Source organism: Aquimarina sp. 433, from assembly GCF_054054605.1.
This window is the reverse complement of record NZ_JBSWZK010000009.1, coordinates 68,589-95,170: the sequence shown is the minus strand read 5'-3', so window position 1 is coordinate 95,170 and position 26,582 is coordinate 68,589. Positions and strand designations below refer to the sequence as shown.

The following is a 26,582-nucleotide window of genomic DNA, read 5'->3' as shown; positions in this document are numbered from 1 at the left end:
CTATTTAGAATATTCCATCAATTTATAATAACTCTTTTAACGAATTGCAAACTTCTAACTATTAATGTTTTGTTTATTTCTAGTTCTTTATTCATTTCAAATAATTCTTTATGTATTTATTGTACATTATCTTATAACAAATAGAAATTATTGAGATTTGATAATAAACAATTTCTAATCTTTAACAACTTTTCTTACCACTTCTCCCTGATCAGTGACAATTTTGATGAAATATATTCCTTTGGAAAGATCCGAAATATTAAAACTTTCATTTTCAATTTGTGGTAATACTACTCTTCCATTCATATTGTAAAATTCTATATTACTAATTTCATATTTGTTTATATTTTTAATATAGATTTTATCCTTAGATGGAATCGGATATACTTTTATATTTGAAAATTCAAACTCGGAAGTAGATAAAATAGATGTTATTTCTGTACTAACTGTGTTTGTTATTATGGGAGCGTTAAAATCAAAAAAGATTGATGCTTCGCCAGTAATAACATCACCAACTGTTATCCCTGTTTTTGGTTTTATTTTGAAAGATACAAATCCATTACTTTCTTCTTCGTTATCTTGTTCAGAAGGTAAGTTAATATTATCAAATCTGAATTCAATTTCATTTCCGTTAGTAATAAAAGTAGTATACTCATGGCTTGCAGATACTGGTTCTAAGGTTGTCCAATCTAGTTGATCACTCAAAACATCTTTGATTAATACATTTATTGCACTTGCAGATCCTGTATTTTGAAATCTTACCACATAATTAAGATACTCATCGACATTATTTATATCCAATGTCATTTGTAATACAGTTTTATCATTAGGATCAAATGAGTTTACAACTGTTTGCTTCAATTCAAAAGTATTATCATCAGGAAAAGTATCTACTTCATTAATAGTAACATTAGCATTTAATATTAATAGATCTCCATCATTAACTGTTGGTGGAGTAAATGTATTCATTGTAACATTAATGATTCTTTTCTCGAAAGGATTTAACTCATTAAAATTGAAAGTTAATTGATTAGAAGATATAAGATCTGCTGAAGGAATAGTCCTAACATTAGATTGAAACATTTCATCAAATTGAAAAGAAATTGCCCCATTAACGACGGTTGTTCCTATATTTTCGTATATGATTTGATAATCCACATCAAATCCTGGTCTAGCTTCTGATAGAGGAATTATTGTAATATTAACATTGTTAATAGTCTGATTAGCCTTAATACAAAAATCAACGATATCAATATTTCCATCAGTGGTAAAGTTTGATTCCTGATAGTTTGGATCATTAATAAAATATGAAGAATTAAAATTTACATTGGTATTATAAATTCCTTGATTTACAAATAAGTTATATTCCCCAGAAGAATTTGTAAAAGTGCTATAATTATTAACCCCATCAGTTGTTGTAACTCTAGTATTTGAAATTTCATAATCAAGATTTGAACAACCATTTTCATCACTATCAAATTTCAGAACACCTTTTATGGTATTAAGATTAGCAACACAAGCTTGGATAACCTCCTCATAATTATTACATCCGATATTATTTTCTTTTATTTCATAGATGTTTTCAGAATTACTTAAATAATTACAGATGTTGACCTCTTCACAAATTGAGAGTTTTGGATTACGAATAATTTTTAAAACTGATATTTTGTCGAAATCCAAATTACTAATCCCACTAATACTGGTTAAGCTGTCATTATTATCTATAAATATTCCCTGTTTATTAACTAATTCAATATTTTGCATACCATTAAGATCTAATAATTGATCATTATCAAAGATGAAAATAGTACCATCTATAGATTCTAAATTAGTAAGAACAGATACTGTTTCTAAATTATCATTGGATTTAATTGATAAACCACCGTCTAAAATTAGTTTTAGGTTATTTAAACCCTCTAATGTGGTGAGTTTTGTATTACAACAAATATTAAGACCATTGGCATAAGTTGTGTCTCCTTCTCCTATTGTAATGAGACTATTTAATCCGATTAAATCTTTTATTTCATTATTTCCTGATATAAGCAAACTTGAATATACCGAAGTAATATTGTCTAATCCAGATAAGCTTTCTAAATTGATATTGCTATTTATTTCAAGTCTTTTTTTAATTGATTTTAAACTACTAAAATCTCCAAGGGATACTAATCCGTCATTTGAAGAAACTATAAAATCTCCATTAATATTTTCATTTTGAATATTATCCAAACCACTCAAAGAGCTTAGATTTTTTGTTTTACAAATTTCAATGCTTCCATCAATATTTGTTAAAGATTCTAAACCGTTTAAATCGGTAATTGAATTTGCCTTAATTATCCTGAATGTTCCTCCTACAGATGATAATTTTTTTAATCCCTTTAAATTTTCAAGCAATGGATTACCATCATCTCCAAGTATTCCTCTTCCAATAGATAAATCTTCACCTACATACTCGAGATTCTCTAAACCAGTCAAACTTCTTAATTTTAAATTATCGGTTATAATAAAATTTTGTTCAACTCTTCTTAAAGATTCCAAACCTGAAAAATCGACTAAATTTGTACCGTAATTAGTATTTCCTATTACGAAATATTTAGAAGAAGCCATTATGTTATTTAAACCATTTAGGTCGGTAATATCGCTTCCATTTCTACCGCCAATGAAAATACCATTCGGTACTGTACAATTAGGATAGTTAATTTTAAAATTATCTATGTCTTCTTGACTTGTTAGTATAATTTCTCCGCTTGGACATAAGGAGCTACAAGTTAATATAATTTCAGATTCATTACTACAATCAATTGCATTTCCAGAAATTAATGCTTGATTAGGATATGCTGAAATATAATTACAGATAATAGCAGCATCACAACCAGACAATCTAGTATTATTAGATATTGTTAAAGATTTAATTTGAAATGCATCAACATTCTTTATTCCGTATATGCCAAGCAGGTTGGTGTTATTATTAATTATCACATCTCCTTCGATTAAAATAATAGAGGTAAGGCCAGTTAGAGTAAATAAATTTGAGGTATTTTGAATTATCAAATTACCAGCGATTTTAGTAATCACTGATAATTCATTAAGCTTAGTAATATTATCTCCTTCAATAGTTAAACTTCCTTGAAGGTTACTACAGTTTGGATAATTAATTCGAAAATTATCTACATCTTCTTGCGTATTCAGTATTATATCCGAGGTTGGACATTGAGAAAAAGAAATAAATTGATAGAATAAAGTGCTTAATAAGAGTAGTTTTCTTGTCATATCGAGTAAAAAAATTAAGCGAATGTAGTATTTTTTTTGCTAAAAAACGTCATTTAATCGACATAAAGTGATTTTTGTATTTTTTTTAAAAAATAAAAATAGGTTTTTTCTTACAGTTTAAATTTATAACTTATTTAGACCATAAAGAAATATTTATTTCTTCCTTCATTTCAAATAATTCTTTAAGCATATGTTGCTTATCCTTTGGAGTAACTATTCTAAAGTAGTCTAACACATCTTGTGAAGTAGCATATCTGTTGGTTTTGGTTTTTATTTTTCCATTATGGGTATTCCAATCAGAGATAAAACGATGTAAGGCCAGATTTACAGACTCCTCTCCCACTTCTTGTTGCAATTTGTACATGGCCAAAGCTCCTTTATGATAATACACAAAATCTTCGTTCGTCACCAATGCAAGTGATGGTTCGGAAATGGCTTTCCGTTGTTTCTCATGATACAATTCTTCTTGTAATGCTAAAAATTGAGTTACTTTTTCCTTGGGATACTGCTGCTGTAACACCATAAGCGCGGCATATTGAGATAATGTTTCTAATACAAAATTCTGTCCTTGAACATTAGCCGCTTCTATTTGCATGCCAAACCATTGATGCGCTACTTCATGTGCAGTCACATAAAACGCCATATCTACATCAGTCTTATCATCAATGTCTAATACAAATCCTATTCCTTCAGAAAAAGGAACCGTACCGGGAAAAGATTGAGCAAACTCAGCATACCGAGGAAACTCCATAATACGTAATTGCGCATATTGATACGGACTAAAGTGTTTACTAAAATAACTTAATGAGGTTTTCATGGCGCTCATCATTCTATCTAAATTATAAAAGTGATTCTTATCATAATAGATTTCTAAATCCACTGGTTTTGTCGTTGTTTCTGTAGATGTCCATTGATCTTGTATTACTTCATATTTTGCAGAGGTGATAGCATAGAAATTGATAATTGGTTGTTCCGTTTGATAGATAAAATAGTTTCTTTCATCTTCTTTCCACTGTTTAATTAGATTTCCTGGTGCAATAGCCGTTTGATCCTTGCTCGTTCCCATACGAACTTGTAATAATATTCCATCAGAATCACTCCCAGAACGAGCATTCACCAATTCTTTTGTATCACTAATTTCCGCTTTGGATGTCTTAGTAGCTAATCCAAATTCTTCGCGTACGTCATGATCTCGCAACTCGTACTTTTTATGATAGCCTAATGTTGGTAATATACTATTGTTAAAAAAAGTTCCATTATGTACTATTTGAGTATCTGAATGATCTTCTTCGAATCCTTTTGGAGCAAAAGACTGTGTGAATTTCATTTCTATAGAATCTGAAGGCGCTAAAGGTTTCGACAAGGTATAGATCGTATATTCAAATTTTTGATATGCTGTATTAGCAATGGCACCACCTTGAAAAGAAATGGTATCTAAAGATACATGCGATGCAATTAATTTCTGAATATGAACTTCATGAATAGGTTCTTTTGTAGTGTTTTGTAACGTATAGGTTCCGTTGATCTCATAACTTCTGTTTTCTGGATATAATTCCACATTTAAATCTACTGCGGTAATCTTTGGTTGCGGAATATATTCGAATCGTTTTAATGTTTTTTCATACTCCATCCTAAAAGTTTGTTGTTCATTAGCTGTCCAATAAGTATTTAGAATATTGGTGTTATAGAAAATATAACCTCCTAACATAAAAAAGACCAATAAAAGTGCCATACTCGTGTACTTGATTGGTTTTGTAATTCGCTTGCTGATAGTTTTTATACGACTAGGTAGCGAGATAGCCACTCCTCTATTTAGTAATAAAGTACTGATCACAAAAATAATAACACCAAATACGATCCAATACGCTTTCACCCATACATACGGTTTTAGGAAATGTCCATACCCGTTCATTACAGAATATGTACCCAATGGTTTACCACCAAACTTGAATAAACTATGAGTGATACCAAATACTTCTAATCCAATAGTTAAGAGAAAAAAGATTAAGGTTAAAAAGATCCCCAGATACTTATTTTTGCTAATTACCTGAAAGAAAAAAGTAACGAATGTGTATAGCATAAAAAACGGATATATTTCTATAAAAAAACCTGAAAAATAAACTTCTAATTCGAATTTGTAATACCCGCTAAATGCTTGAAACAAAATACCTATACCTATTAAGCTTAGCATTAAGATAACATAAATACTTTGTAATGCGATAAACTTGCTGGCTAACGTAATTACATCAGAAATTGGTGTGGCATCATTAAGGAGATATTGTTTATTGTTTCTTTCTTTCCAAATTAATTCACCTGAATAGAATAATAAAATGATGATAAAAAAGTACATAGACATTTCTTGCAATTCTGCAATGATAAAATGTGTCTCGGGATAACTATTTACTTCATAAACAGTACCTAAATTCACGGAATTGATCATGATTATGATCATACCACACAATACAATTGCCCAAAATGAGGCTTCCTTTACTAACGAAAGAATATAGAATTTAGAAAGTTCGTACAGCTGTATGAGCTGTGCTCTAAAATCTAAGTGTATACTCATATTTGGCATCAAAAGGCTAGTATTTGTGTAATTTTTGCTCTTTTTAACTGTTTTTTTCAATATTCTTTTTGGTTTCTTGGTGAGAGAGCTAAAGGAAAATTTATAATATCCATAACTTAAAATCCCAATTCCTAAAACCATCCATAACAATTTATTATGTAATAAGATTCCATTAAACGTAATGGCTAGTGAATTGAGTTCTGAAACCGAATACTCTTTAGCGTACTGAGTTAATGTGGTAAGAGAAAAAGGATCCAATAAACCTTGTACATATTCATTTTTAATTGCTTTTGTAAGCAAAAACAATACAAACACAACAATCCCTTGGGTATACACTACCAGCATTTTTTTACTAAGCATTCCGGTAACAAAAAATGTAGCTGCACCAAAAAACAAAGTGGGTATTACAATAACTACAAATGATTGAATGTAAGGAAGGATCTGAAATGCTAGCATCTCTTCTTCTTTATGCCAAGGCATCTGTGAACCAATCATCATCCCGATTAATACACCTGTAAATATGAATAGTAAAACAGATAAAGAGCCTAAAAATCTACCTAACAGATAATCCAATTTTTTAATCGGATTTGTAAATAATAAAGCTTCGGTATGATACTGATAATCTCGCAGTACAGGAACCCCCATAATCATGGATACCATAATCATAAAAATACCTGTTATAGCACCCATAGTTTTTGCTATGATCATTGGTGCATTCATTTTCATTAAACCCGTTTCTACACCTTGGAAAATAAAATCTACTCCGACTATGGAAAACAATAATAGAAATCCGAAAAACACATAGGTTTCTGGGCGTTGCATTCTATATTTTAATTCGAATTTGAATATTTCGTACCACATAATATACTATTTTGTTTGATTGATTTGTGAGAAATACACTTCTTCTAGACCTGCGTCTATAGGCTCAAAACCGTTACCAGGATTTGAATTACTCATAATCTGAACAACAGGTTTACCCATAAAAAAGGTTTCATTTATCACCTGATAATGGCTTTTGTACAATTCGAATTCTGATCTATCAATAGTTTTCTGATAAACCTTTCCTTGTACTTGTTCAATAAGTTCTAATGGGTTTCCTTTTAAGATCACTTCTCCTCTATTGATGATGGCCATCTGGTGACATAACTCCTTAATATCATCCACAATATGGGTAGATAATATAACGATGGTATTTTCCGCTATTTCACTAAGAAGATTGTAAAACCGATTACGTTCTTTTGGATCTAGTCCAGCTGTGGGTTCATCTACAATCAATAATTTTGGATTATTCAAAAGTGCTTGAGCAATACCAAAACGTTGTTTCATTCCACCAGAAAATCCACCAAGATTCTGTTTTCTAACTTCATACAAGTTCGTTCTATCCAAAAGTACATGTACAACTTCTTTACGTTCTTTTTTGTTGGTGATCCCTTTTAACACAGCAAGATGATTAAGTAGTATTTCTGCCGACATTTTTGGATATACTCCAAATTGTTGTGGTAAGTATCCTAGTACTTTCCGAATCGCATTCTTATCCTTATAAATGTTCAAATCATTAAAAAAGATATGACCACTATCCGCATCTTGTAAGGTAGCAATGGTTCTCATTAAGGTAGACTTTCCTGCTCCGTTTGGTCCTAATAAACCAAACATTCCTTTTGGAATTTTTAATGATATACCTTGTAATGCTTGTACACCATTATCATAGGTTTTACTAATGTTATCGATTATCAGTTGCATAACTGTTCGTTTTTTAGATTGATATAGACAAACTTAGTAGTGATCCATTTCCCGAAAAAGAAATTGGGATGTATTCATGATGGAATGTTGTGTATGTAACCTTAGTCGTGATAAGAGACGTTTGTGTCACTATTTCATTAGTTCGGATACATTTTTGATACGTTTGCCAACTAATTTGCAAGCAGTACTTTATTTAGGTAATATTGAAGTATGAATTTTAAATGGTCATCCATAAAAAAGGTGTTTTCTATTCGAGTAATTAGAATCTTATTGGTCTTTATAGGGTTGATTATTGTCTTTTTTAATGATTCGTTTGGAAAGCTAGAAGGATTTATAGAATTCCTTTTCTTATATTTTGTAGCAGTCTGTATTGCTGTTTTTCATTGGCTATTTGTTAACATCAAGTTTTTAATTAACCTAAAAAATGAGAAGAAGAAAACGGAGCTTATGCACCTGCAATCTCAGGTAAATCCTCATTTTTTCTTTAATATGTTGAACAATTTGTACGGATTAGTAGATAAAGACAGTGAAAAGGCAAAAACACTTATTCTGAAGTTATCAGATATGATGCGTTATAGTATCTACGAAGGACAAAAAGAATATGTGAGTCTACAGCAAGAAATTGATTTTATATATAACTATATAGAATTGCATAAGATGCGCTATCATAAGGATATCACAATAAATTTTGAAGTGGATATTGATAATGAAGAACTTAAAATCATGCCTTTGTTATTTATCATTTTGGTAGAAAATGCTTTTAAACATGGATTAGAAGTATTACGTACGAATGCATTTGCGAATATTTCCATTACATCAAAACAAAGTAGTATCGTATTTGAAATTGAAAATAATTTTGATGAAGAAATAAAAGGAGAAAAAGGTATTGGATTACAAAATCTTACCAGAAGACTAACCTTAGCGTATCCTAAAAAACATGAATTAACGAATTCAATTAATCACGATATTTACACTGCAAAACTTAGATTAGAGATATAATGAAGTATATTATAGTGGATGATGAACATATTGCTCATGATATTATAAAAGGATATTGTGATTCATTGCCGAATCTTATCTTTGTACAGCATTGTTATGATGCTATAGAAGCCATGGAATGTCTTACGAAGCATAAAATAGATGTCATCTTCTTAGATTTAAATATGCCTAAACTCAAAGGATTCGAATTCTTAAAAACCTTGAAGCATCCTCCAAATATAATTGTAACTACTGCTTATCAGGAATACGCTGTAGAAGGTTATGAACTTAATATAGTAGATTACCTCTTAAAACCCTTCAGTTTTGAACGTTTTATCAAGGCCATTAATAAGATCGAAGTTAAAAAGGAAGAAAGCATTGCTCCTACTCCAAACATTAAAAAAGAGGATGAAAGCATATTTCTACGTGCTAATAAAAAGCTTATACAGGTAAAAACTGAAGATATTTTATTTATTGAAGCTACTGGTAATTATATCAAAGTGGTTACAGCAACGAATGAAATTCAGGTACGGGAAAAGATATCTGATATTCTAAACTTACTACCTACAAATGCATTCTTGCAAACCCATAAGTCTTTTATTGTAGCCAAAAAGCATATTAATGAAATTGAAGGAAATAGAATTTTAATAAGAGATTTTGTAATACCGATTGGCAAAGTATATAAAAACAATCTGAAAACTTTATTTAAGTAATTGTAATCTGATTCTATTCATTAGTTATAATCTGAAAACACGACTGATTTGGACTGATTTGTAACTTATTAAAAAAATCCTCATAGTTCATAGACTACGAGGATTTCTTTAACTAATATCAGAATCTAACTAAATACTAGGATATCGTTCTATTCCTTATGGCATTACTACTGTATCAATAGCGTGTATAACTCCATTCGAAGCTTCTACGTCTGTAAGAACAACTTTTGATGTTCCTCCCTTTGCATCCGTAAGAACAACAGCGTCGCCTTCTAAAGAAGCTACTAATTTATTTCCTTGGACAGTAGTTATTGAAAAAGAACCGTTACCATCTTTAATCGCTTTGATTACATCAGCAGCTACAAATTTTCCAGAAACTACATGATACGTTAAAATAGCAGTTAATGTTTTCTTACTTTCTGGTTTTAACAAACCATCTACTGTTCCATCAGGCAGTTTTGCAAAAGCATCATTAACAGGAGCAAATACTGTAAACGGTCCATCTCCTTTTAAAGTTTCTACCAAGTTTGCGGCTTTTACTGCTGCAACTAGGGTGGTGAAATTCTCATTTGATGCTGCTACACCAACAATAGTTGGTTTCTTTTCTTTAGTTACCTTCTCTGTCGGAGTTGTTTTAGTAGCATATTCAGACGTATTTTCGGTTGAAAAATGAGTGAATGATGCAAAAATTAAAAGCCCTCCAAATAAACATGTTGTGATAATAAGTTTTTTCATAATTAACGTTTTATTTCAAAGGTACTTAAGTAATTGCATCAATTGTTATTTTTTTGTTTAAACTTTAGTTAAAAATATTAAACAAAATATTAAAACTTAATTGACAACTCTCATTTTATAAGTTCAAAATGTTATTAATAATCTCTATAAATGTTTAGTGATAGATGAACTCATAGGTTTTGTAATGGAAAAATAGAAATCAATAAATTCACCTTTTTCATTTACTAGATATTTCTGAAAATTCCATTTTACACTAGAGTTTTTCTTACCATTTAAATTCTTGTTAGTAAGCCATTCATATAGCTTATGTTGATTTGTTTCTTTAACATCAATTTTTTCAGTAACTAAAAAGGTTACTCCATAATTTCGCTCACAAAAGGATTGAATTTGAGAAGCATCTCCAGGTTCTTGTTTTCCGAATTGATTACATGGCGAAGCAATAATCATCAATGAATCCTGATATGTATCGTATAATTTTTGTAAATCTTTATATTGTCCTGTAAATCCACATTTAGAAGCAACATTCACAAACAATATCTTTTTTCCTTTAAAATCAGCAAGATTAATTTCCTTACCTTCTAGACTATTTATCTTGATATCATAAATAGATGAAGTACTTGTATTTCCTTTGTTTTGAGATACTTTGGATTTGGTTTTTATTTTAGTAATGAAATTCATTCTATTTGTTTTAGTGGTATTAACAGGTAATTTTTTGGTTAGAAAATTTTTATAAAGATAATTCGTATTGTATATTTGTTTAACTAGTTTAACTAAAGTTTAAACAAATTGTGTTTTTTAGTTAGTTATTTCCAGAAGGTTTAATACGATATCCAAGCATGATCAAAAATTTTATAAAAAAGGTAGGTGTAATGAATGTGATAATGCTACTAACGGTGATATTTGTTATTTGTTTGTCACATTATTCTTTTAGTGCTGGTAGAAAACAGGAAGCTATATTTATAGGTTTATGGGCTCCTACCATCTTAGGTTTTCTTAACTATTTTAAAAACAATCCCTAATGGATCCTGTAATTATATATTCAATAATCGTCACCACTATTTTTTTGATTTGGATAGTTTTTGTTATTAGGGCATATCATAAAAATTATAATCAGAAGAACGATTGAGATTTAGTAGTTTAGTTATTTAATGGTTTTCGTTCTAATCTTATAATCTTCCAACGGTTTACGTATCATAAAAACACCAATACTTATAAACCATATAATCTGACTAAGACCAAAGATTTCTTTAAATATATCTACCGGAATTACCGTTAGAACACCCGCTAACCCTACTATAAAACCTTGAATGTTTACAGGTTTAGAAAATATTTCTTTTTTAGATCCCAAAAAACTTAATAATAATACCCAGATCCCTCCTACTATCTCATTACCACCACCAAGACCTTCTGAAACGATACTTATGCTTGACCATATTGAAATTGCCTTTTCTGGTTCAGTATTTCCTAAAGTAATAACTGAATCGAGACCAATATTAGAAATCATACCACTCGCAATCACCAATCCCACCCAGATGATCCCAAAAACTGAGGTTAATTGTGAAAAATTAGGAAAATGATCCTTTATACGCTGATGTGTGGAAACTACTAATACAGCTAATAGCATTCCAAATAAGACATAACTAATAAAATTGATAATAAAAAGGATATGGTAATTATCAGATAAGAACTTTAATTTTTCTATTGCAATCGCATCAGCATCTGGAAATTCTAGCACTGCGCCATAGATTATAAAAGCTACTATATAAATAATACCAAGTATTATTGCACAAATTCCTCCTAATTTCTGAAACCTATTGAAACCCATAATTTCTCGTTTATTCTGTCGACGAGTTACTTATGGATTTGTTACGTTTTCAGTTTAGTGTTACTAAGTTGTGACTCTTGTTTTTAGATGATTGACCAATTGGATAAACTTTTTATTTTGTTCTGGTGAAGTTTTATAAGTCCAATAACCTTAATTCTTTTTAGTTATTTGGGGTACTCAAAATCATGTATTTTTCTGATGGATGTGTGTTAGAATGTCAAGTTTTCGAAGCTCTAAAGAAGATAATATTTGCATCTCTTCGGTAATAAGTTGTTTGTTGCTTTCAGCAGATTTCCATTTCACAAATAAATCTGAAGATATCCAGAACCATCGATGTTTAATATTGGTAACATCGGGTAGTATTCCATTATGTAAAAGAACTTTAAAGCCTTTAGAAAACATAAATAAAATAAACCTAGAAGCTAATCTCCAATTCGTTTGTTTATGATGAATACGATAATCAAAACTTGCGATGATTGACATTGCTCCAGAAAAAACCAAACTCAATTTATCAAATAATGGTTGCACTACCTTGTATTGTTCATGCCATAATATTTGCAAATTTGCTTCCCAAACTAAATCATGAGTTTCTTGATCAACAGTATCATTTTGCATCTTTATTCTAGCCTCTTGTAATTTATCAAAAGCTTCTATAATAAGTTCATTTTTTCGTTCTAAGATCAGCTGATTACGAAATACATGGTATTCTATTTGACTAAATGTTAATAATGCAGTTCCTATTTCTGAGAATATTTTATTATTAATGATTCTAATGATCTGAAAATCATCTTCCAAAGATTTATTTTTCTTTTTACAGGTTTCAGAAAGAGTTTTGATAGGAGTCGCCTCCCAATCCCAAATCTTTAATTTTTCACCAATATGAAAAGAAGCAAATGCAGCCATGCCTGCCCATTTATACAAAGAAGGTTCTCTTTGATATAACTGAGCATAATATGTGGTAATCGTTCTATTACGCAAAATAACATCACTTTCTGGAGGAAGATTAAAATGATATTTTAAACGCATTATTTATTATTTTTTGATAAATTTTATTTTTTTGGTAGATACAATTTCATTTTTTCAATTTCTAATTCATCTAAATGCCCCATTTTACTTTCATCTTTTGTTATCAGGTGCATGTGTAAAAATGTATCATGATGTGTAAAAACTCCTTTATGTTCGGTTGAAAAGAAACCCACAATTTCCACCTCTTCATTAGTTAGTTCGTAATTAGTTTGACCCTGATGAGCTTCTTTTGGTGAAGTAACTTTAGTGTTTTCCGGTAAGTTCTGAATATGAATAATAGCTTTAGAAGTTCGTCCTATTAATTTAAAAACGAAAGGTTTTTTAAAACTAGCTGTCAGATCAAAAATAAATTGTTCTAAATGTTTAATTGTTTTTATATTCGACGGTAATTCAAATTCTTTCCATTCTGCTACATTCCCGTATACAAAAAATGGGGCGGAAACTTTGTAAGTATTTATAACATTCATTGTTGAATCAGAGTTAGCCTTAGAAACATAACTTATTCCATTGTTAATAAGTAATTCACCAATCAAATGACTTTCAGGTCCAATTCCATAAAGTCCAGTTTTATTAGCAATTGTATCAAGGTCAATTTTACCACTTAATTCTCCCTTCCACATCACATTTCTCATAGCTCCAATAATTTTGATATCGGGATAAGTTATAGATTCACCTGATTGACTCTTCTTCTCATTTGAATGGCAAGCAATCAATCCAAATGTTAGAAGTCCGAAAATTATATGTTTGAAAATCAAATTCATTTTTAAACTTTATAAACACTATATTAATTAAAAGTCTTTAACTTTATAAGATATTGAATTTTTATTATCATTTTTCCAAACTTTTATCCTCTTTTATAATTTCATCAATCGATTGTTTTAAAAAGGTTTCGGTACTTATAATTTCAGACATCAGTATTTGCATAAATTCCTTTTGTTCTTCTCCAGTTTTTCGATAGTTGGCAAAAAGATAATCCAGCAATTTTTCAGATTTTATTTTTAATAATTCTTTTTGTTCTTCTATATCGGCTAAAGTAGAAACCGTGCTATAGTCCATTAATTCAATTTTAGAATTGGCAATAGCTTTCCAAGAATTGATTCTTATCGATGGAATGAATATCCCTTTTGCTTTACTAATAACTTTGTCTAATGACATTTGATCATTTTTTCGGTAGAAGTTAAGGGTATCTATTAGCATTCGTTGTTGAACTATTTTTTTATCAATATCCTCTCTAGTTTCGTATAATTCCTGATGAATAGATGCTGAAATATTTTCAATATAATTGCTGTCTTTTCTATCCTCATTCCAATTATTGATGTACAATGCGATTAAAATACCAATGGTAATCGAAATAATCTCTTTTAGTAGTCCCTTAAATTCCCCTTTCATGTAGATGTTTATAATTAAATCAATTGTTAGTTATTGTCTTTTCTGTATCGTTCGTTTTTTGGTAATGTCCAGATATTAAGAAATTTATCTTCTTTTCTATTTGTATTGGTAGTTCTTATTATTTCTATTTCATAAATTGAAGATATCGCCACACTATACTTCTTATTTTCTAATAAATATCCATCAATGTAGATGTTATTACCCTTTGCTAATCCAAAAAAATCGTTTAATTCAGTTTGTGTCTTACTAGAGATTTTAGTGCTTAAATCTACCATTAGAAGGCCATGTTCTGTAAGATTGTAATCATCATAAGATCTCCTATTTCGTTTGTCTTTTAATATCGATATATCTTTTATTTGTTTTTTTATTTCTTCGTCAGACACTCCCAGTGTAAAAAACAAATATTCATTCCCAATAATCTTTTTGTTAAAAATATAGGTTGGTTTTTGAGTTTTCGCATTATCTAATTTTATATAATCATTCTGTGAATATAGCTGTAAGGAAGATATCACCAGAATAAAAGTAAATATGATGGTTTTTAGCATTATTGAATATTGTATGTTTAAATTAAACTGAATGGAAGTTAATCATTCTATAAGGAAAAAATGTAAGTAATTTGACAATTAGGTATCTATTGTGTTTTATGTAATACCATACGTTGTACATTGGTAAAAGAATAATTTTTGATGTTTTGTACTTCTTCTATTTCTTTTCCAGAAGTAACTTCAAAAATTAGTTGGTCACCTATTACTTCTGTAGTGGATGTTAAATAGATATCTTCTACTTTAAACAAACTACGCATTTTATTGCCTACAACATATTCTATTAATTGGATACCGTCTCCCTCATCCAGTAAATAACGGCCTTCACTGATATCATCAACCACCAATTTATAATCTTTAACCATTGGTTTTTTGGGTGAGAGATACTCTGTTTTCCATATATAAGTTCCTGTTTTTGCTGTCTTAGAAGCTGTAAATCTTACGTTTACACTATCCCTTAAATGACCTTTATGATAAATATTCATTACTCCTTCCCATATTCCCAAGCACTTTTCCGGAAAAATGATAGTATCTTCTTTTTGGGTATTTGTATTAATTTCTTGAGCTACACCTTGAAAGCTGCTTGCGCATAAAAATAATATTATAAAGTGTTTCATGATCCTCCTATATTTTGAATTGCCATTATAATAAATAATACTCCCAAACTAAGGAACAAATAGATAGAATAGGTAAAAAATGAACGAATAATAATAAGTACTTTATTGCCTTCTTTAAAAAACTGCCAAAACACCCAAAATGTATATAGGACGGTAACTACAAACGGTATTAATTCCAAAAAATATATATCATTAATAAAGACCTTAGGTAATAAGAATATCGTGTAAAAAATAGCTTGCTGTCCTGTAATGTAAGCGTTCAACACCATATGTTCTAGATAATTCCTTCTTAGTCCCCAAAAACAGATAAAAGAAGCAAAAGAAAAAATTGGCAGCGACAATAAGGTCGCATAGGCAAAATTTTGAGATAACCATATTAGTAATACAGGTACTTTGGTATTCTCATCTATTTCTGAAGCGGCATTTGTAAATCCTGAAATAACATCATTCATCCAGGTGTTTTCATTCGTTAAGCGAGATATCAAAAAGTAAATTGTAGAAAATGTAAGTGCATATGCAATAGGTTTAAAATGTTTTTTTCTTTTTCCACTTATAAACTCTCTTATACTATCGCCAGGTCTCAGAAATAATTCTTTTAATGTAAAAAAGATCCCTTTATTTATTTGAAAAACATTTTCTGATATTTCATTTATAAAAGTCGAAAGATTAATTGCCCCAACAGTGGACTTTTGGCCACAATTACCACAATAGTTACTATTTACATTTTCATCACAGTTTTTACAATGCATTCATCATTAATATTGGTGATGTCACAAACATATAAAATATATTATTATACATTTATTGGTATTATTTTGATAATAGTGTTTTATTTTCTCTTACTTCTAATACTTTTAGGCAACCAACATCTCATATACATACTTTCAATTCTCTTATTTGGATAATAAACTGTATAAAAAATATGTCCTCCATCTAAGCATTCGTCGGTACCATATTTTTCGGGGTTAATATTCCATACTTTATCAGTACTTAAAGTCTTGTAAATCTCTACAACATCCATATGTATTCCACCTTCAGAAACTAGACCGTTTATATCTTTATTTTTTGTTTTCACATCATACCTCATGGTTTTCCTATTAAAATGTAATGTTACCCAAACTTCATTGTTGAAAAGTGAAATCCTGTTTGCCGGACATCCGTTACAAATAAAATCAAAACATTCACTTATCAGTATTGGGTTATTAGGAGTGTTTATTTGAATTTCATTAAGTTTATCTAAATAGAATTCTCTAAACTTTTTTTGCATTTTTAATTCATCATACATTAAGGGAGCCGTACTGAAAGGTGATCTTTTTATACTCTCAATCTGTGAAGAATTAAACTTATTATTCAGATTCGAAATAAAAGATGATTTACAGTTAATTAATATGAATAACGATGGATAAAGGAATATTTTAAAATTTTTACACATGTTTTATCTAAGATATTCATTCAATTTAATCACATTATCTCTATATCTTGGATATTTATCAGTATTTCTTACACTATGATTTTGATCGTTTATAATTCCCTTTTCAGTTGTACGAAAGTGTCCATTAATCGTAATTCCATTACTAATACATTCAGCTATGTAATCCGCTTTCGTTTCAAATTTAGGGATTGATTTAAGATTATTAATAATTTGTGCTTTACAAGAAGTTGTGTCTTGTTTTTCCAAGCCTGTCATAGGAAGTAAGAGTATAAATAGAAGAGAATCCTTTGCTCCTATTTTCATAAGTTCATCTAATGTTAAAAACCAAGCTTGAAAATGTCCACCAAGATTTCCAATATAAATATCATTTAAATAGTAAACAATTTCATCCCTTTTAAATTCAATCAAAAAAGTCATTTTTTCATCTATTTTACCACCAATAATACTATAAGATTTAAAAAATGTATTCTGCCATTTATGTAAATCAAGATCATCATCAAGTATACCTGCAGTCTCTAATGCTTCATCAATATTTATTTCATTTTCCTCATCAAATCCATTAAACCAACTTATATAAGAATACCAAAAGAGCGTATTTGTTCTAATATCATTAAGTGTTATTTGATGACTCATAATCCTTGTTTACATCAAAAATCTCATTTACTGAATTTTTTTAGCTAATAATTCTGTTACTTCTTTTTGAAGATATTCTTTATAGGTTACTTCACACTGTTTTCTCTTTTCTTTACCATTAAGATAAGATTTTACAGCCATTTGATTATTACCTATAAATGCAATCTCTATATATGGAGTATATTTTTGTAAGCCATGTCTTCTAGATCTTGACAAAATAAAAAACCATAAAGATTGTCCTGCCCTTAGTTCTTGATCGAGTCCTAATTTTCTCATTTCTTTAATTAATCTTAAAGCGTCTTGCCCTTTTTCGCTCCAACTATCAGAAAAATCACCATAATATTTCTCCATCAAATTCCAACTCTCAATAAATTCACCTTTTACTCCTTCTCCCTTTTCATAATATTCTGCAACTATACCAAACGCTATTTCGGGGAACTGAATTTTCATTTTTGAAGGTACAGATTTTTTATATACCCAACTTAAAAGAATTTCTCCAAGTTTTTTTATATCGTCACTGAGTATTTCGAAGATAGTACAATCATCCCATTCGAAAATACATCGATATTTTTTCTCATACCCATATCTAATTACAACACAACTTCTTTCATCATCTTTAAATAAAAGATTAAGTTCTGAAAACATTGGTTCTGGATCTGGTATAAGTGAATTCTTTTCTAACTGAAGTAATTCTGGATGATACTTATTTAACTCAATTCGTAATAGTTCTAATTCTTTACTCATTTCAATTTAAACCATTTTGATATTCTTCCATTCACTTTAGTTTTAGCAACCATTGATGTGTTTTATAGGTGATTGGTGAAGAATTTCCATGACTTCTTTCGAAAATATTTACTAATAAATGATTCTTGCCAATTAATTTAATATTACTGGTAAATAACCAAGCCCTATCATGATCAATATCTAAGAGTTGATATCTTGTAATTTCTTTTACATCTGAATCTACAATTCTTAAAATGCCAGAGTTTTCGAAAATGATGTCATTATTTGGCATAAGAATAGGTTCTGAAGCATTGTAGGTTGTTAGCTTAGCACCTTTTTCAATGGATCCATCCATATGAAGTTTCACTACATGAGATTGTGTTGGAATAGACCGATCCTGTTCAATTACTCGAATATTATCAGATGTATCTACTACGTAATGACCATAACTATTCCATTTTTGTACCTTCTCACCGTCCTGGTTATAAAGCCATGACTTGAAGATTCCATAACCTTCTAAACCAATAATAAACATACCGTTGGACAATGGTTTTCCTTCACTTCCTTTTATTTGTCTTATAATTTTACCTGCATCCATATCAATGATAATTGCAGGACCTAAATATCCCCATGCATGAAAATGTTCGGTATTCGTTGTTAAAAGAATACGGTTTTTAGATTGCCAAGCTTTGTTTGGTATACCAGGACAAATGATGGGTTGCTCCCAAAGATCATCACTATGAATATTATGAAGATTAATTTCTCTACCACTAGCATGCAGTCTTAAGGAATCATTTAGATATAAGGCATCTCCCAGGTTAGAGCAGGACTCTCTAACCTTGGTTTTCACACCATCTATAACTTGATATTCTAATATTTGCGGTGTATAGTTATTCATATTCCTTTAAGACACAGTAAATCAATAATAGTTATAAGACATATTTATTCTCGTTGTTTTTTTAACTTTTCTCTATGTGCATAATACAAGTCCGAACATTGATCTCCAAATCCAAAATATACTTCATCATTAAAGTCTTCTAGATATATTTTATCAAAATACATTTTTGTTTTTATCGAAGGAATTTTTACGAGTTCTCCTTCGTTATTATTGGCTGTCATATCATAATAATGCCAATTGCCTATATAATCACTTGTTAATAGATTAACACTAGACTCACCACTTCCATCATTAGCAGCATTTCCAAAGGAATATCTACTCATTCCGATCAATCTTATTCTTTTAGTTTTTTTATCAAATCTAAATTGGTTAGAATGACCTGAACGCATCCAATGATTTTCGAAGTAAAATCCATTTCTTGCATCTTTTATAAAAGATTGTTCATTTAAGATGTCAATTGGTTTACTTTCTATTTTTTCAAATTGCATACTCGATAACAGACATACAATCGTGGATTTATCGGGATCAATATAAACAGTATCCTCCACTCCATCAAAATCTATATCCTTTTGCAATTTATCTTGGTCAATCGTATTAAAACTGATTAGAAATATAATTATTGAAAAAAGATATGTTTTCATAGTAGGTTTTGGTTTTCAAAATAAAAATTATCCAACTTTTCGTAATACTGCTAATGGTGGACTTTGGAGTACACTTCTTATATTGCTCAATCCAATAGCTAATACTACTAATACGATTGCTGGTAAAAAGACCATAAATGGAATTCCTGAAGGTACAAAGGGTTCTTCGAACAATAAAGTAGCTAATAGTTGACTACTAATAAGTGATAATAGGATCCCAGCTAAACTACCGAGTATTCCTAAATACAGATATTCTAAAGCAGTGATACGAAGTATTTGTTTACTCTTAGCACCTAGTGTACGTAATAATACACTTTCCTTAATACGTTGGTATTTACTGGTCCGCACAGAACCAATTAGTACGATCAACCCTGTAAGAATGCTAAAAAATGCCATAAAATTAATGACCCAAGAGATTTTTTGTAAAATATCCTCAATCACTGTATAAATTTGTCTTAGATCAAACACTGTTACATTTGGAAATTTACTAACCAACTGTTGTTGTAATGAAGCGGACTTATTAGTATCTGGTACGTAGGTTGTTAATACATGAAACTGTGGAGCTTGTTCTAAGACTCCTTTCGGAAAAACGACCATAAAATTTAGTTGTAGTCGGGTCCAATCAACTTTTCTAATGCTACCAACAATCGTTTCCATAAGGACTCCTTGAATATTAAATACAACCTTATCACCTAATCCTATTTGAGCGTCTTTAGCCAAACCTTCGGAAATAGATATCATAACATCTTCACCTGATTCAATTTCTTTTATCCATTCTCCTTCTACCACAGTTTCAGAAGCTATTAATGAATCCCGAAAGGTAGTTCTAAACTCATGATTTAAAACCCATTCTCTGATAGTGGATGTAGTATCTTTCCGAATATCATTAGTTGCTATTCCTTTAATCTTTTGCATTCGCATCGTAACGATCGAAAGATTATTTAAAACTTCAGAGTTATTATCTTTTAGGGTATTTATAGCCGCTTCATGTTGTTCTGGTTGTATATCTACCAAAATAAGATTTGCTTGGTCTGAGCTGTTGTCTAGTTGAGTTTTGGCTAATAAAATATCTTTGGTGAAATATAGCGTACTAATTAAAAATGTTCCTAACCCTATCGCTAAAATCAAAACCATTGTTTGATTATTAGGTCTAAAAAGATTTAATAAGCTTGTTCTGGCCGTGAATCCCCAAGAAGATGGAAAATAACGCTTTATAGCTTTTATGAATAATACAGAAATACCTGCTAGAATAGCAAAGGTTACAAAAACACCCATTACAAAAGCTGAAGCAAATTTAAGATCTCCGAATATCCAAATACCAAACAATAAAACGAATATAATGATCGCTCCAAAAGCAAATATTCTGGTTTTTCGAGATTTTACCGCTGGTTTTTCAGATACTCGTAACACTTCTAATGGTGATACGAACCATGTGCCTAATAACGGTAAAAGTGCAAATAGTACAGACATAAACATTCCTAGCAATAATCCCATGATAATCGGTTGAGGCGCTGTCGTAATTTCAATGTCAAATGGCAAAAACTCTTGTAATAACGCTGGTAATGCATACTGCAAACCAATCCCTATTATTGTCCCTACGAGCCCTCCTATCAATCCCATTACTGCAATTTGTATCAAGTAAATCAAAAAACTCTGTTTTCTGCTCGCTCCAATACATTTTAGTACAGCTACATCAGTTAATTTTTCTTTGATATAAATATGAACTGAACTAGCAATACCAATGCAACCCAGCAATAATGCAATAAAAGCGGCTAGATTTAGGAATCTACCTAAATTATCATAGCTACGACCAATCTGTCTACTACTACTCGTATGCGTATCCAAATCTGCATTTTCATCATCTAAAATGGGATCTAAAACTTTTTCTAATTCGTCCAGATCTTTGTCCGGATCTACAAAAAAGTATTGATATTCTTTTCTGCTTCCTACTTGTAATAATTCTGTTTTCTCTACGAATCTATAGGGAATCAAAACTGTTGGCGCTACGCTTGTTCCGATTCCAGAACTACCTGGCATTGAATTGATAGCTCCAATAATTGGAAATGTAACTACTCCTAATTTGATGGAATCTCCTGCTTTTAGATCATATTGTAATAATACTGTGGCATCTACGAGAGCACCTCCTTTTTGTTGATAGGTACTAGCGGCATTTTCTGGCGTTGTTTCTAAATCTCCATAAAATGGAAAACTACCTTCCATTCCGCGCACACGAACTAATTTAGCCGCTCCATTTTTAGGAAATGCCGCCATGGACGGGAAATTAACCTCATAAGCATCGGGCACTAATGAATCGATGATGGCTTTTACCTTTTCATTTGGTTGTTGTCGACTATCAATGATATAATCAGCACCTAACAAAGATTTCGATTGCCCTTGAATATTTTGCTTTAGATTGGTACTAAATAATTGTATTGATACCACCGCAGCAATTCCTAAGATAATCGAAGCCATAAACAATAATAACCTGGAAATACTTGCTCTTCCGTCTCTCCAAGCCATTTTAAACAACCACAAAACTCCTGCTTTAGAATATATATTTTCTCTATTCATTAGGATGCTGTTTTCTCGTTGCTAATAATCTTTCCTCCTTTTAATCGCAAAATTTGTTGAGTTCTATTTGCCAGATCTAGATCATGAGAAATAATCACTAAGGTAGTACCAGCCTCTTTATTAAGTTCAAAAAGTAATTTTATTACTTTCTCTCCTGTTTCTTCATCTAGATTCCCAGTAGGTTCATCTGCAAATAGTATAGACGGCGATGTGGAAAAAGCTCTCGCTAAAGCTACTCGTTGCTGTTCACCACCCGAAAGTTGGGATGGATAATGATGAAAACGATCTCCCAAACCAACTTTTTTCAGAAGATCTATACCTATTTTGGAAGCATTTTTAGCTCCCTGTAATTCTAAAGGTACAATTACATTTTCTAATGCTGTTAACGTAGGTAATAATTGAAAATTTTGGAATATAAAACCTACTTCTTTATTTCTCAATTGTGCTCGTTGATCTTCATCCAATTCCCCTAAATTTTGCCCACATAATTCTACTATTCCAGAGTCTGGCTGATCTAATCCTGCACAAATTCCTAATAATGTAGTTTTACCACTTCCAGAAGGACCAACGATAGAAAAAGTAGCTCCCTGTTCTACATCAAAGGAGATGTTATGTAATACGGTTAGTTTTTTAGAACCGCTATTATAAGTCTTCTCTAGCTCATGGATCTTTAATATCTTTGACATACTATTTTTTTAGAAATGATAAACACGAAAAATAAGCAAATGATTTTAGATTTATTCGCCGACTATAAGTCGATTTCCTTAAAGTTTTGTTATTTTTTAGCAATAAGTATTTTCCTTTCTTGCGGGAAGGATACTTCTAAAACCAAACCTACAGAAACATCCAAAAGTAGTAAAAATACAAGTACAGAAAATCCAATAACATCTTCCAAAACTATTCTATGTTTTGGAGATAGTTTGACTGCTGGGTATGGTTTGGATGATATCAATGAGGCTTATCCAGCGTTGCTACAAGACAAAATTGATTCTTTGGGATTAAATTATACCGTAATTAATTCGGGATTAAGTGGCGAAACTAGTGCTGGAGGTAAAAGCCGTATTGATTGGGTCCTAAAACAGCCTGTAGATATATTTCTTTTAGAATTAGGTGCTAATGATGGATTACGTGGTGTACCTTTATCAGAAACCAAAACAAATCTCCAAGCAATTATTGACGCAGTAAGAAAGAAAAATCCAGAAACTAAGATCATATTAGCAGGAATGCAACTTCCTCCTAATATGGGACCAGAATACACCACAGAGTTTAAAACCATATTTCCCGAATTAGCAGAGAAGAATAATCTATCGCTTATTCCTTTCCTTCTAAAGGATGTTGGTGGTATTGCAGCGTTAAATCAAGCGGATGGTATTCACCCAACCACTGAAGGACAAAAGATCCTTGCGGATAATGTATGGGAAGTTTTAGAAAAAGTAATTAAATAATTCTCTAGTTATTTTCAAATTTAAGGAATTGACCTAATCCCATTTTAAATAAAACAAGCTGATGAAAATATATTATTAAAGTACTTTCATCAGCATATTTTTAGAATGTTTTATTCCTAATTATTCAAACGTTTCAGCCAATAATTCTTGTAAACTATTCCAAGATTTTTCATCTGCTTCTGCATCATATGCTAGTGGTAATTTAAATTTTTCTGCATTTGCATCGGCTGCTTTAGACGTAAAACTATGTTTTACACCAGGATATGAGATATATTCATACGTAGCTCCAATAGAATCCATCGCAGTTTTAAAAACAGTTACTGTTTCTTCTTTTATAAAAGGGTCATCAGCTCCATTACACACTAGTACTCGTGCTTTTAATTTATCGTTAGGCATTATGGGAAGACTTACACCACTATGAAATGCTGCTACGGCATCTAAGTCAGCTCCACTATTAGCCATCGCTAATGCAACACTACCTCCAAAACAATATCCAATAGCAGCAATTTTTTCGCCATCTACAGATTCATGTTTTTTTAATAATTCTATAGCTGCATTGAAACGAGCCTCTGCTTCTGGTAAATTCTTCATCACGCTACCAGCAAATTTCATAGCATCGTCAGGATGTTCTGCTAGTTTTCCATCACCATACATATCTACAGCAAGAGCAGTATACCCTAGACTGGCTAACATATCAGCACGTTCTCTAACGTACTCGTTATGACCCCACCATTCATGAATTACTAATACCCCAGGTCGTTTTTCTTTATTGTTTTCGTCAAAAGCGATATATCCTTTTAAACTTGTAGAGTCAGAAGCATACGTTACCTCTTTTCCTTTTACTTGTATTGTTTTATAATTTGATTCTTTAATTTCCTCTGTAACAGACTCTTCTGAAGTTTCTGTTTTAGAGGTATCTTTTTGTTTACAGGAAATTAGACAAACAAAAGATAAGCATACAGTTAATGTTAGAATAGTAAAACGTTTCATAGATGAGTTTTATTTAGTTTATTAAATATACTAATTATAGTACGTTAGACTTAGTTAAAACTAACACAATTCCAAAGCTATTGATAAACATATTCTTAAATAAAGGCTTGGATACAACAAGTTGAAAGCAATAGTTCAATTACCTCGGAGTAATAAAAAAAGCTGCATCAAAAAAATGCAGCTTTTTACAATGATTTCTTCTAATAAAAATTATTGTTGTAAAATCATTCGTTTTGTCTGAACTCCCTTATCTGTTTGTAATTTGTAAAGATATACACCGTTGCTCATTCCTTCTAAATTAATTTGGAATTCATATTTTCCTGGAGTTTTAGTAGTTTCATTAATTGATTTTACTAACTGTCCACTTAGTGTATACACCTTTAAACTTACGGATGATTGTTCTTGTAATATGTATTGGATATTAGTAGTACCTGCAAATGGATTAGGATAGTTATTTAATAGTACTGCACCAGTATCAAACTCATCCACTGATAATACCGAAGCACAAGAAGGTGCAGTATCCGTAGTGCTAAAATATATAGTAAAGTCACCAGATTTCGAAACCATCACAAAATTATCACCATCTGTAGTTACATAATAATCTCCATCAAAGCCTTGAATTCCTGTACCACTTAACGTTGCTTCTGGAGCATCTTGTTTAAATGTTTGTGTTAAATTATCTCGTAAATCCGTCCAAACACTAACTGCACCAAGGGATTGAATAGAAAACTGATATAGTCCATCATTTGTAAGATTCCAGTTAATATCAAACTTATGATTACTTAAATCTGGTCCATTTTCACCTAAAACGAAAATATCTCTATAAGAACCGATCAAAGTCGGTAAAGCTTCAGCATTTGGAGTATCAAAAGGACAAATAACACCTACACAATCTGGATCTTCTATTAAATCAATAGTCTGAGTACTACCACTACTGAAAGATCCATCACTTACGGTAAGTGTAACATCTGCACTCGTTAATCCACTGTAAGTATGTGATACTTCAACACCTTGAGCAGTTGTCCCATCTCCAAAATCCCATGTGTAGGTTAATGCATCACCATTAGGATCATAAGAATCCGCTGCGCTAAAATTAACCTCAGATCCACCACAACGACCATTATCACTTGTAAAAATAGCCACTGGAGGAGTTGGTTCATTAGTAGCACCAAAATCAATGTCACTAGTAGAATAGAATGCTTCTGGTGTAAGAGATCGCTGCCAGATACTATATAAAACGTGTTTCCCTGTTCGTGCAGGTAAAACAACATCGATGTTATCTGTTTCTGATGCTGGTCTTGGTCCAGTTTCTACTAAAAGCTCTAAACTATCCCAAGTTAATGGCATATTAGGATTCCAATCACTTTTAGTAATATAAACTCTATAATATAATGTCTCATGCGGAGCAGTATTGGTCCAGGTAACGGTTAATGGTCCTGGAGTTACAGGAGTTGCTACCCAATCATCACGCACTTGATCTAAGCCTCCATATTTATCTGGACGTCCTGCACTGGCTAAATTACCATCCATAATAATATCCATGTGCATACCGCCTGCATCCATCCTTGCTACTTCATTCCAGTCATATAATGCTTGCGTTCCCCATCCAATAACAGCATCTTGACAAGCTGGGGAATCAGGACTTTCGGGGTTTTCTTGAAAACAAGTATAAACTCTACTTGGAGGATACGTTACGGTACCATGAGTGAGTACAGATTGGAAAGGGACAAAAAAAGTTGCAATAAGTAACATACTTTGCCAAGGTATTGGTTTTAAGAATTTTTGTAGGTTATTTTCGAACTTTCGTAAATAACGATTGGAGTTGTTAAAATTGTTCATTTTGTAGTATAT

The 26,582-nt window shown here is 30.9% G+C and carries 24 protein-coding genes; 3 read left to right on the top strand and 21 right to left on the bottom strand.

All coding sequences use genetic code 11. The features are described from left to right. Positions 1-174: 174 nt before the first annotated feature. The 3 genes from ACWNT5_RS17805 to ACWNT5_RS17795 all read right to left on the bottom strand — a co-directional run bounded on the left by ACWNT5_RS17805 (position 175) and on the right by ACWNT5_RS17795 (position 7,573). The gene (locus ACWNT5_RS17805; RefSeq protein WP_456518132.1) at positions 175-3,267 is read right to left on the bottom strand and encodes a T9SS type A sorting domain-containing protein; all 3,093 of its coding nucleotides are present in this window, start codon (positions 3,265-3,267) and stop codon (positions 175-177) included. Positions 3,268-3,397: 130 nt separating this feature from the next. Then, a complete protein-coding gene (locus ACWNT5_RS17800; RefSeq protein WP_456518131.1) occupies positions 3,398-6,694 on the bottom strand; it encodes a M1 family aminopeptidase in 3,297 nt (1,098 codons plus the stop codon). A 6-nt stretch (positions 6,695-6,700) separates the two neighbouring features. Beyond that, a complete protein-coding gene (locus ACWNT5_RS17795; protein ID WP_456518130.1) occupies positions 6,701-7,573 on the bottom strand; it encodes an ABC transporter ATP-binding protein in 873 nt (290 codons plus the stop codon). Positions 7,574-7,783: 210 nt separating this feature from the next. On the opposite strand from ACWNT5_RS17795, the gene ACWNT5_RS17790 reads away from it, so the two are divergent. Next, positions 7,784-8,572 carry a sensor histidine kinase gene (locus tag ACWNT5_RS17790; protein WP_299601410.1) on the top strand — a complete coding sequence of 263 codons (789 nt, stop codon included), beginning with the start codon at positions 7,784-7,786 and terminating at the stop codon, positions 8,570-8,572. Beyond that, entirely contained in the window at positions 8,572-9,264 is a 693-nt protein-coding gene (locus ACWNT5_RS17785; protein ID WP_456518129.1) for a LytR/AlgR family response regulator transcription factor, read from the top strand. Before ACWNT5_RS17790 ends, ACWNT5_RS17785 begins: the two co-directional genes overlap by 1 nt. 156 nt (positions 9,265-9,420) lie before the next feature. Here ACWNT5_RS17785 and ACWNT5_RS17780 read toward each other — a convergent pair whose 3' ends face one another. The 16 genes from ACWNT5_RS17780 to ACWNT5_RS17705 all read right to left on the bottom strand — a co-directional run bounded on the left by ACWNT5_RS17780 (position 9,421) and on the right by ACWNT5_RS17705 (position 22,982). Further along, complete coding sequence (locus tag ACWNT5_RS17780) at positions 9,421-9,999, bottom strand: fasciclin domain-containing protein (protein WP_456518128.1); 579 nt, start codon at positions 9,997-9,999, stop codon at positions 9,421-9,423. A gap of 144 nt (positions 10,000-10,143) precedes the next feature. Continuing rightward, positions 10,144-10,677, bottom strand: coding sequence for a glutathione peroxidase (locus ACWNT5_RS17775; RefSeq protein WP_456518127.1), 534 nt, complete (start codon positions 10,675-10,677; stop codon positions 10,144-10,146). Between the two features lie 463 nt (positions 10,678-11,140). Next, complete coding sequence (locus ACWNT5_RS17770; RefSeq protein ID WP_456518126.1) at positions 11,141-11,824, bottom strand: hypothetical protein; 684 nt, start codon at positions 11,822-11,824, stop codon at positions 11,141-11,143. Positions 11,825-12,007: 183 nt separating this feature from the next. Continuing rightward, on the bottom strand, positions 12,008-12,850 hold the full coding sequence (locus ACWNT5_RS17765; protein ID WP_456518125.1) for a DUF2515 family protein: 843 nt from the start codon (positions 12,848-12,850) through the stop codon (positions 12,008-12,010). A gap of 23 nt (positions 12,851-12,873) precedes the next feature. Continuing rightward, entirely contained in the window at positions 12,874-13,611 is a 738-nt protein-coding gene (locus ACWNT5_RS17760) for an acetolactate decarboxylase (RefSeq protein WP_456518124.1), read from the bottom strand. 67 nt (positions 13,612-13,678) lie between these two features. Beyond that, positions 13,679-14,239, bottom strand: coding sequence for a hypothetical protein (locus ACWNT5_RS17755; protein ID WP_456518123.1), 561 nt, complete (start codon positions 14,237-14,239; stop codon positions 13,679-13,681). A gap of 26 nt (positions 14,240-14,265) precedes the next feature. Continuing rightward, positions 14,266-14,784 carry a hypothetical protein gene (locus ACWNT5_RS17750; RefSeq protein WP_456518122.1) on the bottom strand — a complete coding sequence of 173 codons (519 nt, stop codon included), beginning with the start codon at positions 14,782-14,784 and terminating at the stop codon, positions 14,266-14,268. Positions 14,785-14,870: 86 nt separating this feature from the next. Next, entirely contained in the window at positions 14,871-15,398 is a 528-nt protein-coding gene (locus tag ACWNT5_RS17745; protein ID WP_456518121.1) for a hypothetical protein, read from the bottom strand. Next, positions 15,395-16,147 (bottom strand): DUF3667 domain-containing protein, encoded by a 753-nt coding sequence (locus tag ACWNT5_RS17740; RefSeq protein WP_299896644.1) that lies wholly within the window; start codon positions 16,145-16,147, stop codon positions 15,395-15,397. The genes ACWNT5_RS17745 and ACWNT5_RS17740 overlap by 4 nt, the downstream gene beginning before the upstream one ends. 80 nt (positions 16,148-16,227) lie before the next feature. Then, positions 16,228-16,665, bottom strand: a complete 438-nt coding sequence (locus ACWNT5_RS17735) for a hypothetical protein (protein WP_456518120.1) — start codon at positions 16,663-16,665, stop codon at positions 16,228-16,230. A gap of 168 nt (positions 16,666-16,833) precedes the next feature. After that, a complete protein-coding gene (locus ACWNT5_RS17730; protein ID WP_456518119.1) occupies positions 16,834-17,463 on the bottom strand; it encodes an Imm19 family immunity protein in 630 nt (209 codons plus the stop codon). A gap of 27 nt (positions 17,464-17,490) precedes the next feature. Beyond that, the gene (locus tag ACWNT5_RS17725; RefSeq protein WP_456518118.1) at positions 17,491-18,207 is read right to left on the bottom strand and encodes a hypothetical protein; all 717 of its coding nucleotides are present in this window, start codon (positions 18,205-18,207) and stop codon (positions 17,491-17,493) included. Positions 18,208-18,238: 31 nt separating this feature from the next. Further along, positions 18,239-19,084 carry a hypothetical protein gene (locus tag ACWNT5_RS17720; RefSeq protein WP_456518117.1) on the bottom strand — a complete coding sequence of 282 codons (846 nt, stop codon included), beginning with the start codon at positions 19,082-19,084 and terminating at the stop codon, positions 18,239-18,241. Positions 19,085-19,128: 44 nt separating this feature from the next. Further along, on the bottom strand, positions 19,129-19,725 hold the full coding sequence (locus tag ACWNT5_RS17715) for a hypothetical protein (protein WP_456518116.1): 597 nt from the start codon (positions 19,723-19,725) through the stop codon (positions 19,129-19,131). 27 nt (positions 19,726-19,752) lie between these two features. Next, a complete protein-coding gene (locus ACWNT5_RS17710) occupies positions 19,753-22,296 on the bottom strand; it encodes an ABC transporter permease (RefSeq protein ID WP_456518115.1) in 2,544 nt (847 codons plus the stop codon). Beyond that, positions 22,296-22,982 (bottom strand): ABC transporter ATP-binding protein, encoded by a 687-nt coding sequence (locus ACWNT5_RS17705; protein ID WP_456518114.1) that lies wholly within the window; start codon positions 22,980-22,982, stop codon positions 22,296-22,298. Before ACWNT5_RS17705 ends, ACWNT5_RS17710 begins: the two co-directional genes overlap by 1 nt. A gap of 39 nt (positions 22,983-23,021) precedes the next feature. On the opposite strand from ACWNT5_RS17705, the gene ACWNT5_RS17700 reads away from it, so the two are divergent. After that, positions 23,022-23,741: an arylesterase gene (locus ACWNT5_RS17700; protein ID WP_456518113.1), complete on the top strand. Its 720-nt coding sequence runs from the start codon at positions 23,022-23,024 to the stop codon at positions 23,739-23,741. A gap of 120 nt (positions 23,742-23,861) precedes the next feature. Here the strand turns inward: ACWNT5_RS17700 and ACWNT5_RS17695 are convergent, their stop codons facing one another. Both ACWNT5_RS17695 and ACWNT5_RS17690 read right to left on the bottom strand, forming a co-directional pair. After that, positions 23,862-24,731: a dienelactone hydrolase family protein gene (locus ACWNT5_RS17695; RefSeq protein WP_456518112.1), complete on the bottom strand. Its 870-nt coding sequence runs from the start codon at positions 24,729-24,731 to the stop codon at positions 23,862-23,864. Between the two features lie 210 nt (positions 24,732-24,941). Then, positions 24,942-26,570, bottom strand: a complete 1,629-nt coding sequence (locus ACWNT5_RS17690) for a lytic polysaccharide monooxygenase (protein WP_299601449.1) — start codon at positions 26,568-26,570, stop codon at positions 24,942-24,944. Between the last annotated feature and the right edge of the window lie 12 nt (positions 26,571-26,582).

Bases quoted from the DNA above. Each gene is read 5' to 3' on its own strand.
- ACWNT5_RS17730 (WP_456518119.1), bottom strand. From the start codon at position 17,463: ATGAGTCATCAAATAACACTTAATGATATTAGAACAAATACGCTCTTT.
- ACWNT5_RS17785 (WP_456518129.1), top strand. From the start codon at position 8,572: ATGAAGTATATTATAGTGGATGATGAACATATTGCTCATGATATTATA.
- ACWNT5_RS17705 (WP_456518114.1), bottom strand. From the start codon at position 22,982: ATGTCAAAGATATTAAAGATCCATGAGCTAGAGAAGACTTATAATAGC.
- ACWNT5_RS17695 (WP_456518112.1), bottom strand. From the start codon at position 24,731: ATGAAACGTTTTACTATTCTAACATTAACTGTATGCTTATCTTTTGTT.
- ACWNT5_RS17715 (WP_456518116.1), bottom strand. From the start codon at position 19,725: ATGAAAACATATCTTTTTTCAATAATTATATTTCTAATCAGTTTTAAT.
- ACWNT5_RS17805 (WP_456518132.1), bottom strand. From the start codon at position 3,267: ATGACAAGAAAACTACTCTTATTAAGCACTTTATTCTATCAATTTATT.
- ACWNT5_RS17740 (WP_299896644.1), bottom strand. From the start codon at position 16,147: ATGCATTGTAAAAACTGTGATGAAAATGTAAATAGTAACTATTGTGGT.
- ACWNT5_RS17735 (WP_456518120.1), bottom strand. From the start codon at position 16,665: ATGCAAAAAAAGTTTAGAGAATTCTATTTAGATAAACTTAATGAAATT.
- ACWNT5_RS17765 (WP_456518125.1), bottom strand. From the start codon at position 12,850: ATGCGTTTAAAATATCATTTTAATCTTCCTCCAGAAAGTGATGTTATT.
- ACWNT5_RS17745 (WP_456518121.1), bottom strand. From the start codon at position 15,398: ATGAAACACTTTATAATATTATTTTTATGCGCAAGCAGCTTTCAAGGT.
- ACWNT5_RS17690 (WP_299601449.1), bottom strand. From the start codon at position 26,570: ATGAACAATTTTAACAACTCCAATCGTTATTTACGAAAGTTCGAAAAT.
- ACWNT5_RS17800 (WP_456518131.1), bottom strand. From the start codon at position 6,694: ATGTGGTACGAAATATTCAAATTCGAATTAAAATATAGAATGCAACGC.
- ACWNT5_RS17780 (WP_456518128.1), bottom strand. From the start codon at position 9,999: ATGAAAAAACTTATTATCACAACATGTTTATTTGGAGGGCTTTTAATT.
- ACWNT5_RS17790 (WP_299601410.1), top strand. From the start codon at position 7,784: ATGAATTTTAAATGGTCATCCATAAAAAAGGTGTTTTCTATTCGAGTA.
- ACWNT5_RS17700 (WP_456518113.1), top strand. From the start codon at position 23,022: ATGATTTTAGATTTATTCGCCGACTATAAGTCGATTTCCTTAAAGTTT.
- ACWNT5_RS17710 (WP_456518115.1), bottom strand. From the start codon at position 22,296: ATGAATAGAGAAAATATATATTCTAAAGCAGGAGTTTTGTGGTTGTTT.
- ACWNT5_RS17720 (WP_456518117.1), bottom strand. From the start codon at position 19,084: ATGAATAACTATACACCGCAAATATTAGAATATCAAGTTATAGATGGT.
- ACWNT5_RS17750 (WP_456518122.1), bottom strand. From the start codon at position 14,784: ATGCTAAAAACCATCATATTTACTTTTATTCTGGTGATATCTTCCTTA.
- ACWNT5_RS17760 (WP_456518124.1), bottom strand. From the start codon at position 13,611: ATGAATTTGATTTTCAAACATATAATTTTCGGACTTCTAACATTTGGA.
- ACWNT5_RS17795 (WP_456518130.1), bottom strand. From the start codon at position 7,573: ATGCAACTGATAATCGATAACATTAGTAAAACCTATGATAATGGTGTA.
- ACWNT5_RS17755 (WP_456518123.1), bottom strand. From the start codon at position 14,239: ATGAAAGGGGAATTTAAGGGACTACTAAAAGAGATTATTTCGATTACC.
- ACWNT5_RS17725 (WP_456518118.1), bottom strand. From the start codon at position 18,207: ATGAGTAAAGAATTAGAACTATTACGAATTGAGTTAAATAAGTATCAT.
- ACWNT5_RS17775 (WP_456518127.1), bottom strand. From the start codon at position 10,677: ATGAATTTCATTACTAAAATAAAAACCAAATCCAAAGTATCTCAAAAC.
- ACWNT5_RS17770 (WP_456518126.1), bottom strand. From the start codon at position 11,824: ATGGGTTTCAATAGGTTTCAGAAATTAGGAGGAATTTGTGCAATAATA.